This is a genomic window from Vibrio sp. Vb0888 (assembly GCF_033338835.1).
Lineage (GTDB): Bacteria > Pseudomonadota > Gammaproteobacteria > Enterobacterales > Vibrionaceae > Vibrio > Vibrio alginolyticus.
In genome coordinates, this window is the sequence record NZ_JAWOTL010000005.1 from 82,778 (window position 1) to 98,366 (window position 15,589).

Annotated in this window: 14 protein-coding genes and 1 riboswitch; of the genes, 6 read left to right on the plus strand and 8 right to left on the minus strand. The window is 42.6% G+C overall.

Annotated elements, in window-relative coordinates; genetic code table 11:
- Positions 1-7 precede the first annotated feature (7 nt).
- Positions 8-709, minus strand: a complete 702-nt coding sequence (locus R7P72_RS09370; protein WP_005378346.1) for an arginyltransferase — start codon at positions 707-709, stop codon at positions 8-10.
- Positions 706-1,413, minus strand: coding sequence for a leucyl/phenylalanyl-tRNA--protein transferase (gene aat, locus R7P72_RS09375; protein WP_005378347.1), 708 nt, complete (start codon positions 1,411-1,413; stop codon positions 706-708). Before aat ends, R7P72_RS09370 begins: the two co-directional genes overlap by 4 nt.
- Positions 1,414-1,452: 39 nt before the next feature.
- Here aat and R7P72_RS09380 point away from each other — a divergent pair, with 39 nt between their 5' ends.
- Positions 1,453-1,929 (plus strand): glycine zipper 2TM domain-containing protein, encoded by a 477-nt coding sequence (locus R7P72_RS09380; protein WP_005378348.1) that lies wholly within the window; start codon positions 1,453-1,455, stop codon positions 1,927-1,929.
- Positions 1,930-2,219: 290 nt separating this feature from the next.
- On the plus strand, positions 2,220-3,500 hold the full coding sequence (gene aroA / locus R7P72_RS09385) for a 3-phosphoshikimate 1-carboxyvinyltransferase (RefSeq protein ID WP_005378349.1): 1,281 nt from the start codon (positions 2,220-2,222) through the stop codon (positions 3,498-3,500).
- Between the two features lie 63 nt (positions 3,501-3,563).
- On the opposite strand, the gene R7P72_RS09390 is transcribed toward aroA, so the two are convergent.
- On the minus strand, positions 3,564-3,812 hold the full coding sequence (locus R7P72_RS09390) for a YciN family protein (protein ID WP_005378350.1): 249 nt from the start codon (positions 3,810-3,812) through the stop codon (positions 3,564-3,566).
- 434 nt (positions 3,813-4,246) lie between these two features.
- Here R7P72_RS09390 and topA point away from each other — a divergent pair, with 434 nt between their 5' ends.
- The 4 genes from topA (at position 4,247) to R7P72_RS09410 (ending at position 11,050) form a co-directional block, all read left to right on the plus strand.
- Positions 4,247-6,877, plus strand: coding sequence for a type I DNA topoisomerase (topA, locus tag R7P72_RS09395; RefSeq protein ID WP_005378351.1), 2,631 nt, complete (start codon positions 4,247-4,249; stop codon positions 6,875-6,877).
- A gap of 595 nt (positions 6,878-7,472) precedes the next feature.
- A complete protein-coding gene (glgC, locus tag R7P72_RS09400) occupies positions 7,473-8,690 on the plus strand; it encodes a glucose-1-phosphate adenylyltransferase (protein WP_005378352.1) in 1,218 nt (405 codons plus the stop codon).
- On the plus strand, positions 8,680-10,137 hold the full coding sequence (gene glgA / locus R7P72_RS09405; protein WP_005378353.1) for a glycogen synthase GlgA: 1,458 nt from the start codon (positions 8,680-8,682) through the stop codon (positions 10,135-10,137). The genes glgC and glgA overlap by 11 nt, the downstream gene beginning before the upstream one ends.
- Positions 10,138-10,246: 109 nt before the next feature.
- Positions 10,247-11,050: an alpha/beta fold hydrolase gene (locus R7P72_RS09410; protein ID WP_005378354.1), complete on the plus strand. Its 804-nt coding sequence runs from the start codon at positions 10,247-10,249 to the stop codon at positions 11,048-11,050.
- Positions 11,051-11,081: 31 nt separating this feature from the next.
- Here R7P72_RS09410 and R7P72_RS09415 read toward each other — a convergent pair whose 3' ends face one another.
- The 5 genes from R7P72_RS09415 to torD form a co-directional block, all read right to left on the minus strand.
- A complete protein-coding gene (locus R7P72_RS09415; RefSeq protein ID WP_005378365.1) occupies positions 11,082-11,402 on the minus strand; it encodes a DUF2007 domain-containing protein in 321 nt (106 codons plus the stop codon).
- Positions 11,403-11,422: 20 nt separating this feature from the next.
- On the minus strand, positions 11,423-12,109 hold the full coding sequence (locus R7P72_RS09420; RefSeq protein ID WP_005378366.1) for a TVP38/TMEM64 family protein: 687 nt from the start codon (positions 12,107-12,109) through the stop codon (positions 11,423-11,425).
- Positions 12,110-12,223: 114 nt separating this feature from the next.
- Positions 12,224-12,814, minus strand: a complete 591-nt coding sequence (locus R7P72_RS09425; protein ID WP_005378367.1) for a TfoX/Sxy family DNA transformation protein — start codon at positions 12,812-12,814, stop codon at positions 12,224-12,226.
- 116 nt (positions 12,815-12,930) lie between these two features.
- Positions 12,931-13,020: riboswitch (cyclic di-GMP riboswitch) on the minus strand.
- Positions 13,021-13,307: 287 nt separating this feature from the next.
- The gene (purR, locus tag R7P72_RS09430) at positions 13,308-14,312 is read right to left on the minus strand and encodes an HTH-type transcriptional repressor PurR (protein ID WP_005378368.1); all 1,005 of its coding nucleotides are present in this window, start codon (positions 14,310-14,312) and stop codon (positions 13,308-13,310) included.
- A 468-nt stretch (positions 14,313-14,780) separates the two neighbouring features.
- Positions 14,781-15,428: a molecular chaperone TorD gene (gene torD / locus R7P72_RS09435; protein WP_005378369.1), complete on the minus strand. Its 648-nt coding sequence runs from the start codon at positions 15,426-15,428 to the stop codon at positions 14,781-14,783.
- Positions 15,429-15,589 lie beyond the last annotated feature (161 nt).

Consider the following 15,589-nt stretch of genomic DNA (forward strand, 5'->3'; position numbering starts at 1 on the left):
GCGTATTCTACCCTCGCCAACGCTGATTTACTAGCCTTTGGTGGCGTTGAAAGCGTGTTTTGTAGCTCATTGCTGGGCACTCATCAATCTGATATCCCAAATATAGCCACTGTTGTTTGTTTTCTTGGCAGTATTTAATTTGATAAAGCACCGCTAATGTCCCAAGAGATAACTCGTAGTCAGGGTCAAAGAAAGTATAAAAAGCACTCGAGCATTGTGGCATCAAATCTGTCACCGCAATGGCGAGCAATTGATCTGATTCATCGTAAATGTGTAAAAACGACGTTGTCAGCCAGCTAGTTTGAGCAAATCGAGCAAACTCATCACGCTTTGGTGGGTACATAGTGCCGTTTTTATGCCGTTTGCAGATGTACCGACTGTAAAGCTCAAACCATTCCTCATCCATTTCAGGTTTCATTTCCCAGCGTAAAGACTGTGCTTTATTAAGCAGCCTCTTCTGACTTTTTGATAGTCTAACGTCTGGAATCGAGACCCGAATTGGCTGGCAAGCGGTGCAATGCTCGCAATGCGGTTTATATATGGTATCTCCGCTACGACGAAAACCGTTAGCCATGAGCAACTGGTAATTTTCTTCAGTATGCAGCCTTTCATCAAGCGCCACCGCAACCCGCTCTTGCCGTTCAGGCAAATAACTACAAGGGTGATTATTCGTCAACCCTATTCGAATATGTTGTATATCCGTACTCATACTGAATCCTGCAAAACTTGGGGCTGATAGGCATCAAATAGTGTTTGCTTTTCTCTTAAAGATAGTAGTTTTTGCATAAATTCGTCACGCTCAAGTTCAAATGCGCCAAGTGATGCCAAGTGAGAATTCATAACTTGGCAATCGATTAATTGACCTTGCTTTGACGCCAAATGGTTGCATAAGTACCACAATGCAATTTTGGATGCGTTATCTTTTAGGCTAAACATCGACTCCCCGCAAAAAAGTTGGCCCACGCAGATGCCATATAGTCCGCCAATCAGGTTGTTGTCATGCCATACTTCTACAGAGTGACAGTGACCAAGTTTGGCTAACTCAATGTAGGAAGTTTGCATTTCCTCGTTGAGCCATGTTTCCTCTGCAGGGCGTGTTGAAGAACATAGTCTAATCACTTCTTCTGTCGCGAAATTGAGTGTTACTTTATAGTTATGTTTACGCTGAAATTTTTTGAGACTTTTAGATGGCTTAAACTGCAATGGGTCAAACACAGCGCGCGGAGAAGGGCTCCACCATAAAATAGGTTCACCAGGACCATACCAAGGGAAAATGCCTTGATAGTAACCATTGAGGATTCTCATGGGGTTTAAGTCACCACCAAAAGCCAGCAAACCATTGGGGTCGCTGAGTGCTTTATAGGGTGAGGGAAAGTTGAACGTTTCATCGAGTTCAGTTAAATAAATAGCCATAAGAAGTCGTTACCAACATTGGAGTCAGAGGAGTTTATGATGACCTGGTTAAGAAATATCGTAAAAGTATGGCTTGGGATCATACTGTTTTTACCACTTGTCGCCAACGCAGCCTATGAAAGAAATGTTGCCAAGCCAGTTAATGAAGTAGTTTACGGGAAGATTGACTCTGTCCGTTATATTACTCAACAAGAGGTTGTTCAATCGAAAAGTAACGGTTGGAAGACACTACTTGGTGCCACTATCGGTGGTTTAGTCGGTAATCAATTTGGTGGCGGTACGGGAAGAGAAGTCGCGACGGCAGTGGGTGCGCTTGCAGGTGCCGCAGTTGCTCAAAACCAAAGTAATTACCAATACACGGTTGAATATAAGTTAGTTGAGCTACTCATCAAAGTGAAGGGTGATAAGCTAATTAATGTCATCCAAGATGTTGATAAAAATATGTTATTTAGTCGAGGGGATGAAGTTCGTATTTTATATTTTGATGATGGAGTCAGGGTTGATATCACTTATTAACCCTAGGTTGTTTTAGTCTAACGAAGCCTAATCAGGCATGTACAGTCGGGCTGGCTTATCGTCAAATAAAGTCGAAATAGTTTGCTGTTTCGCCGTGCTTCTTTCGCTCTGATTTACATCGCTGGCAATGCCTTTAATTCTGTATCTTTAGGCTGCTTGAGGATATTCATAAATTAGCGCCGATTTACTCTGGTTTTGTCGTGTTTTTTTGGGTAGTCTGAATTCACGAAGAATTGTTTAGCCCTCATAAAAAATCGTATGTTGAGGGCACAAAGGATTATCAACTTTTAATGGAAAGCCTAACGTTACAACCTATCAATAAAATTCAAGGGGAAGTGAACCTTCCTGGCTCTAAAAGTGTTTCTAATCGAGCTCTTTTACTTGCTGCTCTTGCTAAAGGCAGAACTCGCCTTACTAATCTCCTCGACAGTGATGATACTCGTCATATGCTGAATGCGCTGACTAAACTAGGCGTTCAATACCAACTTTCCGAAGATAAAACAGAATGTCTCGTTGACGGCCTTGGGCGTCCGTTTTCTGTCTCAGAGCCGGTAGAGTTATTTCTCGGCAATGCTGGCACTGCGATGCGACCATTAGCTGCGGCTCTTTGTCTTGGAGAAGGGGAGTATGTACTGACGGGCGAACCTCGTATGAAAGAGCGTCCAATTGGTCACCTTGTCACGGCACTGAAAGATGCTGGTGCGAACGTTGAGTACATGGAAAACGAGAACTTTCCGCCTCTCAAAATAATTGGTACTGGCCTAAAAGCAGGTACAGTTTCTATCGATGGGTCCATTTCAAGTCAGTTCTTGACCGCTTTCTTAATGTCTGCGCCATTGGCTGAAGGTGAAATTCGCATCAACATCGAAGGCGATTTGGTTTCTAAGCCTTATATCGATATCACCCTGCATATCATGAAGCAGTTTGGAGTCGATGTGATCAACAACGACTATCAAGAGTTTGTGATCCCAGCCGGTCAGCAATACATTGCTCCAGGTGATTTCTTGGTTGAAGGTGACGCGTCTTCTGCTTCTTACTTCTTGGCGGCGGCAGCCATCAAAGGTGGAGAAGTTAAAGTCACGGGTATCGGTAAAAACAGCATTCAAGGTGATATTCAATTTGCTGATGCGCTTGAAAAAATGGGTGCAGAAATTGAATGGGGTGATGACTACGTAATTTCACGTGTTGGTCAATTGAAAGGCATCGATATGGATTACAACCATATCCCTGATGCTGCCATGACCATCGCGACAACAGCGCTATTTGCCGAAGGCACTACCGCTATTCGTAACGTTTATAACTGGCGTGTAAAAGAAACAGACCGTTTGTCAGCTATGGCGACTGAGTTACGTAAAGTTGGTGCGGAAGTGGAAGAAGGGGAAGACTACATCATCGTCAAACCTGTCTCTCAGTTAAAGCATGCTGCGATTGATACTTACGATGATCATCGAATGGCGATGTGTTTTTCGCTGGTGGCACTTAGTGATACGCCTGTGACGATTAACGATCCAAAGTGTACGTCGAAAACGTTCCCTGACTACTTCGACAAACTTAAGGCTTTAAGCTGCTAAATATTCTGACCTAAAACAGGAAAGCCAGAGTGAATAACACTCTGGCTTTTTTGTTTCCCAATACTATTTAACCAGCGTAAATTCCTTAGAAATGTGATGCGCTAAGTATTTGAACATATTGAATACTGCAGTCGTATTTGAAGTTGGTAAACCTTTGTCATCAAGGAAGTATTCACCTTTAAAAACTAAAACACCTTCTTTTTCTTCTACACTTGTTGCTCGCATTCCCTCGATGTAATCATCGTGCTCTTGGATGATTTGGTTAGCGATCAAAAGAAGGTCGAACTCTTCGATAAACGTTCTATCAGACATATTCTTTCTACCATTCTATTTAGTTAAGAATGCTGAGTATACCTACAACTAAAATGGGTTTGCATGATTAATTCAGTCAATCGTTCAGTAAGACTAAACAGATCAATTTTTAGAGTATAAGCATGATGCGGAGGAAGATGGCAGAGCATTGAACCAAACTATTTTGTGATGGGTAACAAAATTTATTGCATTGGATTAGCGGATGCTAAGTTTGCCTGTTTAGATATGCCGCTCAATACCTTTCAGAACCCTGTCTCTTTGAAGTATAAAGACGATGAATTGTCAACCAATCGGATCTGAATTTCAAAAAAGCAGTTGATCTTCTTTTCATCTCGCACAATAGTAAAAAAAGAAGCAATGAAATAGAACATTATGCGGGTGGCCTTTAAACAAGGTTTCTACCCGCATTATTATGAAGGACGTTAGAGTCAGTTATGGGTAAATCACTCGTTATAGTGGAGTCACCAGCCAAGGCAAAGACGATAAATAAGTACCTTGGTAAAGACTTTATTGTTAAGTCTAGTGTTGGTCATGTGCGTGATCTGCCTACGGCCGGTCAAAGCACTGGTGAGAAAAAAGCCGCCGCCATCTCAACTAAAGGGATGAGTCCGGAAGAGAAAGCGCGCGTTAAAAAAGAGAAAGACCGCAAAGCGTTGATCAAAAAAATGGGGATTAACCCATATCATGACTGGGAAGCGAATTACCAAATCCTTCCAGGCAAAGAAAAAGTTGTCAACGAACTACAAAAACTCGCCAAAGACGCAGATTGCGTTTATCTCGCAACCGATTTGGACCGCGAAGGGGAAGCAATCGCATGGCACCTTCGTGAGATCATCGGTGGCGATGAAGAGCGATACAAACGTGTAGTTTTTAACGAAATTACGAAAAACGCGATCCAACAAGCTTTCCAGACACCTGGCGAGCTGAACATGGATGGTGTAAATGCCCAACAAGCACGTCGCTTCATGGACCGTGTCGTTGGTTTTATGGTTTCACCTCTACTTTGGAAAAAAGTGGCTCGTGGCTTATCTGCTGGTCGAGTGCAGTCTGTTGCGGTGAAATTGTTAGTTGAGCGTGAGCGTGAGATTAACGCGTTTGTACCAGAAGAATTCTGGGACATTCATGCGAATACGAAAACGAAAGACAAAGCGGACTTTAAACTGCTTGTTGCTCAGAAAGACGGTTCTGCGTTTAAGCCAGTTAATGAGGCAGAAACCAAAGCAGCGATGTCTGTACTTGAGAATGCAAGTTACGAAGTATGTAAGCGTGAAGACCGCCCTACAAAGAGCAAGCCTTCAGCACCTTACATCACCTCTACGCTTCAACAGGCAGCGAGTACACGTCTGGGCTACGGCGTGAAAAAGACCATGATGCTAGCTCAGCGCCTCTATGAGGCCGGTTACATCACTTATATGCGTACTGACTCGACTAACCTAAGTGCCGAGGCTGTGGACGCTGTACGTGACTTTATTGGTTCTGAGTTTGGTGATAAGTACCTGCCAGCGAAACCATTGACGTACGGTAGCAAAGAAGGGGCACAGGAAGCGCACGAAGCGATCCGTCCTTCAAATGTGGGTGTTAAGGCGGAAGACCTGCAAGGTGTCGATGCTGATGCGCACAAACTTTACGCTTTGATTTGGAATCAGTTTGTAGCGTGTCAAATGACGCCAGCAGAATACGATTCAACAACCATCAGCGTAAAAGCGGCAGAATACACGCTTAAAGCGAAAGGCCGTATCCTTAAATTTGACGGCTGGACTCGTGTACAGCGTCCAATGGGCAAAAACGAGGATACAATCCTTCCAGCGGTACAACTTGGCGATAAGCTAAGCTTAGAGTCACTTGACCCTAAACAGCACTTTACAAAGCCACCTGCGCGCTACACTGAAGCAGCACTGGTTAAAGAGCTTGAGAAACGAGGCATTGGTCGTCCGTCGACTTACGCATCGATCATTTCTACGATTCAAGATCGTGGCTACGTGAAAGTTGATCAGCGCCGTTTCTACGCTGAAAAAATGGGTGAAATTGTTACTGACCGCCTTGATGACAGCTTTAACGATTTGATGAACTACGACTTTACTGCGCGTATGGAACAGAAATTGGACCAAATCGCTGAAGGTGAAGTGAACTGGAAAGCTGTGTTAGACAACTTCTTTGCTGATTTTACTGGCGATCTTGAAAAAGCGGAGCTAGATGAGTCAGAAGGCGGTATGAAGTTAAATCACATCGTCATGACGGATATCGAGTGTCCGACGTGTAGCCGTCCAATGGGCATCCGTACTGCTTCGACAGGTGTGTTCTTAGGCTGTTCAGGTTACGCGTTACCACCAAAAGAGCGGTGTAAGACAACCATCAACTTGGGCGACGAAGAAGGTATTATTAACGTTCTAGAAGAAGACGTTGAAACCGCAGCTCTTCGTGCTAAAAAGCGTTGTCCGATCTGTGAAACAGCGATGGACGCATACCTGATTGATGACAAGCGTAAGATGCATGTTTGTGGCAATAACCCGAACTGTGAAGGCTACCTTGTTGAATACGGCGAGTTCAAAGTAAAAGGCTACGATGGTCCAGTTGTTGAGTGTGACAAATGTGGCTCTGATATGGTGCTTAAGAACGGTCGCTTTGGTAAATACATGGATTGTACGAGCGAAACGTGTAAGAACACTCGTAAGATTCTTAAGAATGGCGAAGTCGCGCCACCGAAAGAAGATCCTGTTCATTTTCCTGAGTTACCTTGTGAAAACTCAGATGCGTATTTTGTGCTTCGTGATGGTGCTTCGGGGCTATTTATGGCGGCAAGCAACTTCCCTAAATCGCGCGAGACACGTGCTCCTTTGGTTGCTGAACTGGCGCGTTTTGAAGAGCGTTTACCTGAGAAGTTCAAATACCTAGCAACTGCGCCGCAAGAAGATCCTGATGGTCGTCCTGCTGTTGTACGCTTTAGCCGTAAAACAAAAGAGAACTACGTTCGTTCGGAAGAGAACGGCAAACCATCTGGTTGGACAGCGCTCTTTGTTGACGGCAAGTGGGAAGTCACTGATAAGCGTAAAAAAGCGAAAGCATAAAAACGTACGAACTAAGTAATGTAAAAAGGCAGCGATATCGCTGCCTTTTTTGCGTAAAGGCCACTGTTTTGTTCGTATAGATCTTTGCTGCTTTGACTGAGTTTTGCTGACGCGAGAAGATCCTAGCATCAATATTTCTTGGTCGCTGACGTATTTTTTATGTAAAAAATATTCGTTGTAACTTTCATTTTGCATTCACATATTTGTTATACATTGGGCTAAAAAATCGGCGGTGTAGTGAATCCGTTCGTAAATTGTTTTCATAATGTAATCGTTTGCTTTTCCATGTGTGATCTAGATATCGTCTTGAGTACGCAAGAGCTGTATGGTACACAGAATGGCGTATTAAAAATTGTAATTTAGAACCCGCTTAGATAATTTATTACAAAAATTAGTGCAACTGTGTGCATTGTTTGCGTCAAAAAATAAGGAAAGAGTGGACGTTGCATACTGGAAGTGCCGTAGCTTTTTTATCCGTGTTGTAAGAGTTCACAGAAACTCAGAGACGGTTGCTAAATGTATTCGCTTGACTCCCCGAGTATGACTCATTCAAGCGAGTACCAAATCCAAGCTATAACGATATGGAGAACAACAAATGGCTGGTGTTTTGGGAATGATTCTTGCTGGCGGTGAAGGCTCTCGTTTGAGACCTTTAACGGAATCTCGCAGTAAACCTTCGGTACCGTTTGGTGGTAGTTATCGATTGATCGATTTTGCTCTAAACAATTTTGTTAATGCGGATCTGATGCGCATTTACGTCCTAACCCAATTTAAATCTCAATCTTTATTCCATCACTTAAAAAAGGGGTGGAACATCAACGGCATTACAGACCGCTTTATCGATCCTATTCCCGCTCAAATGCGTACTGGTAAACGTTGGTACGAAGGGACGGCGGACGCGATCTATCAAAACCTGCGTTTTATGGAATTAGAGGAACCAGAGCAAGTTTGTATTTTTGGCTCTGACCATATCTATAAGATGGATATCAAACAAATGCTGAACTTCCACTCAGAAAAGAAGGCTTCTCTGACGGTATCTGCATTGCGCATGCCACTAAAAGAGGCGTCGCAATTCGGGGTTATCGAAGTCGATAGTGAAGGTCGTATGATTGGCTTTGAAGAAAAACCAGCAAATCCGAAGTCGATTCCTGGTGATCCTGATTACGCTTTAGTTTCAATGGGTAACTATGTTTTTGAAGCTCAGGTACTGTTCTCAGAGTTGGTCGAAGATGCGGATAATGAAGCTTCATCACATGATTTTGGAAAGGACATCATTCCAAAGATGTTCCCTAGAGGTGATGTGTTCGTGTATGACTTCAGTACCAACAAAATCAGTGGCGAAAAAGAAGAGGTGTACTGGCGTGATGTCGGAACTATTGATGCGTACTGGCAAGCGCATATGGATCTGCTAGAAAAAGATGCTCCATTTTCGCTGTACAACCGCAAATGGCCATTGCACACCTACTACCCACCATTACCACCTGCGACATTTACCGACTCTGATAATGGTCGTGTGCAGATAATCGATAGTTTAGTGTGTAATGGCAGCTATGTTAGAGGCTCAAGAATCGAAAAGTCGGTGCTTGGTTTTCGCAGTAATATTGCTTCTGCTTGCGATATCAGCGAATGTATACTTCTTGGTGACGTAAAAATTGGCGAAGGATGTGTTTTACGTCGTGTGATTGTCGACAAGGATGCCGATATTGCTCCTGGTACTCAGATTGGTGTGAATCTTCAAGAAGATAAAAAACACTTCCACGTGTCTGAGGAGGGCATTGTTGTTATTCCGAAAGGAGCTCGAGTTGGCTACTAACAACTTATCTATTCTGTTTGTAGCTTCTGAGGTTGAAGGCCTCATTAAAAGTGGTGGCTTGGCAGATGTTGCCAAGGCACTACCGGAAGCCCTTCAAAACCTACAGCAAGACGTAAGAATTACCATCCCTGCGTACAGCAGTATTGATAAACTCGCAGACGCAGAAGTTGTATTAGAAACAGAATTAACATCATGGCCGCATACGGAGTATCGAGTTTTGCGGCTCATGTTAGGTCAAAATCCTATTTACCTGATTGATTGTCCGCCGTATTTCAATCGACCATCAATGTATGCGGAGAACAACCAAGCGTATACTGATAACGGCGAGCGCTTTGCGTTTTTTAGTGCAGCATGTCTCGATATGTTACCCAAGCTCGCCTTTCAACCTAATATCATACACGCGAACGATTGGCACACAGGTCTTGTTCCATTTTTGCTCAAGCACAGGTATGGCAATGATCCGTTTTTTGCTCATACTAAAAGCGTCATTTCAATTCACAATGCGGTCTTTAAAGGCGTATTTAGTTATGAAGATGTGCAGTGTTTGCCAGAGTTTCATTGTAGAAACGTTCCCGATGCTGCGGTGAGTGCAACGCATATTACGATGCTTAAAGCTGGTGTAATGAATGCAGATAAGATAAACGCGGTTAGCCCTACGTACGCAGAGGAACTAAAAACAGAGCTTGGCAGTCACGGCATGGCTTGGGAGTTTCAGCAACGTGCGCAGGACTTAGTCGGCATCTTGAATGGTTGTGATTACAGCGCTTGGAATCCGGAAACTGATACCTACTTGCCGGTTAATTACTGCGCCGACCAGCAAAGTATGTCGCAAGGGAAGAAAGCTTGTAAAAAAGCATTACAACAACGACTAAATTTGCCCGAAAAAAATGTAGCTATGTTCGGTATGGTTTGTCGGTTGACCCAGCAGAAAGGCGTTCATTACTTGTTGCCTGCTTTGGCCGACTTTTTGAAGCACGATGTTCAGCTAGTTGTCGTTGGGACCGGAGACCCTGTTCTTGCCGCTCAGTTACGAGAGGTTGCCGCGCAGTTTTCTAGCAAATTTGCCTTTGTAGAAGCGTATGACAATGAACTTGCGCATATCGTTGAAGCTGGTTCTGATTTCTTCTTGATGCCTTCTGAGTTTGAACCATGTGGCTTAAACCAAATCTATAGTATGGCTTATGGGACATTACCGATAGTACGCGGTGTTGGTGGCTTAAAGGACAGCGTTAGCGATTATGATGTAAACCCATCTGAAGCAACGGGGTTTGTTTTTTTCGAACCGACACCGCAGGCATTGTTGTTAACGATGCTAAGGGCACTGTTGCTCTACGCTCAAAACGAGCCTGAAGTGAATAAAGTACAGTTGCACGCGATGCAACAAGACTTTTGTTGGCAAAAGGCCGCAGAATCTTATTTGCAGCTTTACCACTCAGCGTTAGTTTGACTTAAAATTGTAACGAAAGGCACCGAATGAGGTGCCTTTATTATCTTGAGTAAGGGGAGTGTGGTAGGATGGCTTTTTACTCAATAGCACGATCTTTTTGATACTCAATATGACCCAGCCGCTACTTTTTCATAAAACCTATTTGCACCCTACTAGTAATGAGTGGGTTGTATTTGTGCACGGTGCTGGTGGTAGCTCTTCTATCTGGTTCAAGCAAATTAAAGCTTACAAGCAACACTTTAACTTATTGCTGATCGATTTAAGAGGTCATGGAAAGTCAAATCAGTTACTTAAAGAGCTCATTGCTAACCGTTATACCTTTACGGAAGTTACCCAAGATATTTTGAAAGTATTGGACCATTTAAAGATCCAATCCGCTCATTTTGTCGGTATGTCGCTTGGTACTATTATTGTTCGAAACCTTGCTGAATTGTCATCAGAGCGCGTACGTTCGATGGTGCTCGGCGGTGCTGTCACAAGGCTTAACACTCGTTCTCAGATATTGGTGAAATTAGGTAATTTTTGTAAGCATATCCTACCGTACATGTGGCTCTACAAACTGTTCGCTTATATTGTTATGCCTCAAAGAAGCCAACGAGAATCTCGCCACCTTTTTATTCGCGAAGCCAAGAAGCTTTGCCAAAAAGAATTTAAACGTTGGTTTATTCTTGCTGCTGATGTAAATCCGTTAATGAAATATTTTAAAGATCGAGAGTTACCCATTCCGACTCTCTACTTAATGGGCGACAGGGATTACATGTTTATTAAACCTGTCAAAGAAATGGTTGCAGCACATAAGCTCAGCATTCTACGAGAAATCCCGAATTGTGGTCATGTATGCAATGTAGAGCGTCCAGAAGACTTCAATCAACATTCCATCGAGTTTATTAAACAGCAAGCAGCATGTGCTTAAAACTGAGTGCATCCACTGAATAGGAGAGCCGCTATAGCTCTCCTAATTGATATCCACATTGCCAACATGCACCAAATTGCCCTTCGTTTATTTCATGACATTTTGGGCATTGCCAATCTTGATACTCATGCCTATCGGATTGTTTTCGATATGCTTTTACTATTTCTTCAGCTTTCATCTTTTGTGCAGTTTCAAAAAGCCACACATAAGGATCGGTATCATCACCAAACGGCAGTTCTCCTTTTAAGCCGAAAATACCTTCTCCACGAACTTCACAGTAAATTTGTTCCACTTTAAGCAGCTCACATACAATGTGTGCTTCTGCTGGGTTTTTAGCGATAAATATTTTCATCAAAATACCCACTTCACCAATTACGAGTTTTGCTGACTTGGTGTCGGCCTTACTTTATTCATAACCCATTTAGTGATGATTGGAAATAGTCCCAATAGCGCAAAAGACGCTAATACTGCGGGTGAAACAATGCCCGATAGGCTTTCAATTGTTGCTAATTGAGTACCTGCATTCAGATATACGGCTGTGCCTGGCAGCATACCTATTTGGCTAGTGAGATAAAATCTACCTACAGACATCGGCGTTAAGCCCATCAGTAAGTTGATTAGAAAGAAAGGGAATACAGGGATTAGACGCAAGGAAAATAGATAAAAAGCTCCGTCTTTTTCGACACCTTGATTAATTGCGTTGAGTTTATTTCCGAATTTGTTTTGTACCCAGTCACGCAATAAGTATCGGCTGCTCAAGAAGGCCAGTGTTGCCCCCATAGTGCTAGCGAAAGAAACCAGTAGCAAGCTTGTCCAAAAACCAAATAAGGCTGCACCAAGTAAGGTGACTACTGCCGCTCCTGGGATAGAAAAAGCGGTAATTGCAATGTAGGTAAAAAAGTAAATCGCAGCCGAGAATACAAAATTCTGATCGATGTATGTAGTTAGTGCTTCTTGTTGGGCTTTTGCATTCTCTAAGGTTAAATACTGGCCAAAGTTAATACCTAAAAAGACGATAGCCGCTAGTAGGATGAGACCTAATATCAGTTTCTTATTCATAATTTTGATTCCAATTTGGGATATATGTAATAAGACAGTAGGAAAACCGAAAAAATTTCACAAAAAAACCGCAGATTAGACTGCGGTTTTACAAGATAGTTTTTAGGCCGACTTTTATTGGAGGCCGTTCATCAACTCATCTCGGCGAGCTTGAGGTACCACACTCCAATGAGTGCCGTTGATAGCACCTTCTAGTGCCCATAGCAACTCAATGTTGACGGTTGCAGAGTGCGTATCTCTTATCGCTTTATAGGCGTTAAGCGCACCTTCCTCTTCAAGCTTCTCTACGGATTCGATGCCGGCTTTTTTTAGCATGCGCTCGGTAGCCAGTCGTAAGTTAGGCAAATCTTTCAAACGGTTAGGCTTTGTACTTGCTTGCTGTTCTTTCTCAAGCTTTGCCTTTTTCAATGATTGATTCGCTACTTCGATTAAGCGTTCGCTTGATTCCCATAAATCGCTGGAAATAGCGTAGTACTTTGTAACGACTGGAAAGCCACGTTTTTTATAAACGTAAGGCTTTAGCCCTTGTTTCTCGAAGTCAGATGAAGTTTTTTGGTCTGCTCTGATATGAAGCTGATTGTTTACCACTAGTGCAAACATTGTTTCATCAGCGAATAGTCCGAAGCCACCAAACATTGAGCGCGACTTGATATTACCAAGTGCCTCAAATAGCTTCATAGAGTCTTTGAGTATCGGTTTATCCATGTTTTGTTATCTCGGTGTAATTAATATTACGCCACCAAAAGTCAGGTCCGAGAGAGTAGCAAACATGCGTAAAAACAATGTCATTACAGAGTAAAGTCATTGCTTACACACTTGCCATCGGTAACCCCGCTACCTTCCATATCGTAATATGGTTCAGGCCGGAGGCTTTGCGTCCCACTCTTTCGAATGGTTTGCCCTGTGCGTGACACAATGAGCATACTTCTTATATTGAATTAACATCACGGTTTAGCGTTAAAAGTGTGATTTCGGTTCAATAAAAATGATAGATTGAATGCTCTATTTTGCATATGGAAAGGTGCAAATTGGCCTTTGAAAAGGAGTTCTTAATATATATTACATTTATATAAAACAGGGAGTTAACGTTAGTCAATTGTTATTAGAGTGGTGTGAAGTATTAGAGAATGCTTAATTTTTCCAAAAAAATAAGCGCCCCTGTAGAGCGCTTATTTAACCGTGTTAAATACAGTGAAATTTAGTTCATTTTTTTCACAGTATTTCGAATTACAAGCTCAGGTTGCATTTCGAAAATTCGTTTTTCGTGTTCTTTATCTTTGATACGCTCAAGTAGAATTTCGAATGCATTTTTACCAACACGACGTTTAGGTTGGTGGATAGTCGTTAGCGGTGGAGAGAAGTATTCCGCAAGCTCGATGTTGTCGTAGCCGATCACTGAAATATCTTCAGGAATTTTGATCCCGTTTTGTTGCAAGCGGCTCATTAGGCCTAGAGCCATTGTGTCGTTAAAACAGAATACCGCCGTCGGGCGCTTGTCCATTGCGGTAATTTTATCTGCAACTAATACGGCCGTATCACATTCAAAGTTACCTTCAAGGATCCAGTCTTCATTTACAGCTAGGTTCGCTTCGCTCATTGCGCGACGGAAACCTGCAATGCGCTCTTGGCAAGCAAGCTTTTCAAAATGACCGCTTAGACAAGCGATATCCGTATGACCATTGTCAATCAGATGTTTGGTTGCAATGTAGCCACCTTCTTCTGAGTTATCCATGATCTTGTCTGCTTGTGAGCTCTCTGGGCCCCAATCCATGACCACTTTAGGAATGTCCGCATGACGGTCAAGCATCTCTTTTAGTTCTTCGGTTAAGTCAGAACACATCACTAGGATGCCATCAACGCGCTTTTCAGCCAGCATACGAATGTAATCGCGTTGTTTTTCGTAAATCCCGCCTGTGTTACATAAAATCAGAGTATAGCCTTGGCGGTAACAGTAGCTCTCAACGCCATCAATCACTTCTGAGAAAAATAGGTTAGTTGATTGAGTTACTAACATGCCAATCGTACGAGTTGAGTTGCATTTTAGGCTGCGTGCAACGGCACTTGGCGCGTAATTCAGCTCGTCAACGGCTTTCATTACTTTTTCTTGCGTTGCTTCTGCAACGAAACGCGTTTTATTGATAACGTGCGAAACTGTCGTAGTGGAAACGCCGGCTAAGCGAGCAACGTCTTTTATCGTGGCCATAAATGGTGTCCTGTATCGAGCTACTGAAATATGTCGTATTGGATGTACCTGATGCTCTAATGGTTTCACACCTAGCAATATAAAATTGGCGCTAAGTGTCTCGGCAGCGGTTGATCCAAGTGCGACAAAAGGGTACGTAGCAGCATCGGTCGATGAATTTTATCTTTTTTCTATCTGATGAGAAATTGCCATCAACCTGTTAAGAAAACACAAAAACCGCTATATTTCAGCGGTTTACATATAAATCATATTTAATCGTTTGCGCTCACATTTTAGCCCTATGTGGACTGACTAGCAATGTTTTCAGCAAGAGATTTGTGTATTTGAAGTCACATTTTGACTGCTAAATAACCAAGCGTCTTTGCGCTAAGTTAAGGCAAACGAATATTATACCCAAGTTACTTACAATTGGTCACTTTCAGGCATACAGGAAGCCCGATAGGCAGGCTCCCTAAAAATAGGCGGCAATTATTCACCAAGAAGGTAGGCGCTGTCTAGTTTACAAAATGCAACTAATAGTTTCGCGACACTCGAGTAAAATCCAAATTCGTCGAATTTTTTACATTTGTCTGAAAACTGAGGTAACCAAGACATCAATTGTTGCTGGATAAAGTCGTTTTGTTTAACGAAGGCTTCTTCCATGTGTTTTTCTTGTTCAAGCTCGTTTGAGCGGATAATCATGTTCCCGAGAAAGTCGAGCTCAACGGCTAAGTGATCCGCAGGTTCCTTTAGGTTTTCGTCTACTTGAACGCCAAATTCAGCCATCAACTTTTCCATTTCCTCAGCTGGCTTGTCATTCAGTAAACCTGATTCACCAATGTACATGGATGCGTAAGGAAGAGCGCCGTATTTTTCTGTCTTCAAAAACAGTTCACAAAAGTCAGCTGCAAGCTCTAGTTGTGCATCTTCACGATCTTGTAACCGATTCAATGCATCAACTAGGCTATCAACGGCTGGTTTTAGCGACTCATTTTCACCTAAACCTGCGAGAAAACTGCGAATTTCAACACTGTGATAGGCTTCCAATTCTTTCTCTGTTAGTTCTTTTGCGAACAAGCTCGAAAACCACCAGTAAATTTCAGCGCGTTTTTCATTAAAAGCTTTCACTTCTTGCATTTTGGGCTCCTGAATGATGCTTCAAGTCATGCATCACAAAGTCAATTAGGGATATCCCCTAAGTGTAATCAATTAAAATGAATAGCAGTAACTATAATTGTTATGTTTTATGGTCAAAAATGACCGTTTATTAATAGCAATGGGCAAGCTTGTTTTGAATC

Excerpts from the sequence above, each read along its gene's own strand:
- purR (WP_005378368.1), bottom strand. The coding sequence starts at position 14,312 with ATGGCCACGATAAAAGACGTTGCTCGCTTAGCCGGCGTTTCCACTACG.
- glgC (WP_005378352.1), top strand. The coding sequence starts at position 7,473 with ATGGCTGGTGTTTTGGGAATGATTCTTGCTGGCGGTGAAGGCTCTCGT.
- torD (WP_005378369.1), bottom strand. The coding sequence starts at position 15,428 with ATGCAAGAAGTGAAAGCTTTTAATGAAAAACGCGCTGAAATTTACTGG.
- R7P72_RS09410 (WP_005378354.1), top strand. The coding sequence starts at position 10,247 with ATGACCCAGCCGCTACTTTTTCATAAAACCTATTTGCACCCTACTAGT.
- R7P72_RS09420 (WP_005378366.1), bottom strand. The coding sequence starts at position 12,109 with ATGAATAAGAAACTGATATTAGGTCTCATCCTACTAGCGGCTATCGTC.
- R7P72_RS09390 (WP_005378350.1), bottom strand. The coding sequence starts at position 3,812 with ATGTCTGATAGAACGTTTATCGAAGAGTTCGACCTTCTTTTGATCGCT.
- R7P72_RS09380 (WP_005378348.1), top strand. The coding sequence starts at position 1,453 with ATGACCTGGTTAAGAAATATCGTAAAAGTATGGCTTGGGATCATACTG.
- R7P72_RS09370 (WP_005378346.1), bottom strand. The coding sequence starts at position 709 with ATGAGTACGGATATACAACATATTCGAATAGGGTTGACGAATAATCAC.
- topA (WP_005378351.1), top strand. The coding sequence starts at position 4,247 with ATGGGTAAATCACTCGTTATAGTGGAGTCACCAGCCAAGGCAAAGACG.
- aat (WP_005378347.1), bottom strand. The coding sequence starts at position 1,413 with ATGGCTATTTATTTAACTGAACTCGATGAAACGTTCAACTTTCCCTCA.
- R7P72_RS09425 (WP_005378367.1), bottom strand. The coding sequence starts at position 12,814 with ATGGATAAACCGATACTCAAAGACTCTATGAAGCTATTTGAGGCACTT.
- R7P72_RS09415 (WP_005378365.1), bottom strand. The coding sequence starts at position 11,402 with ATGAAAATATTTATCGCTAAAAACCCAGCAGAAGCACACATTGTATGT.
- aroA (WP_005378349.1), top strand. The coding sequence starts at position 2,220 with ATGGAAAGCCTAACGTTACAACCTATCAATAAAATTCAAGGGGAAGTG.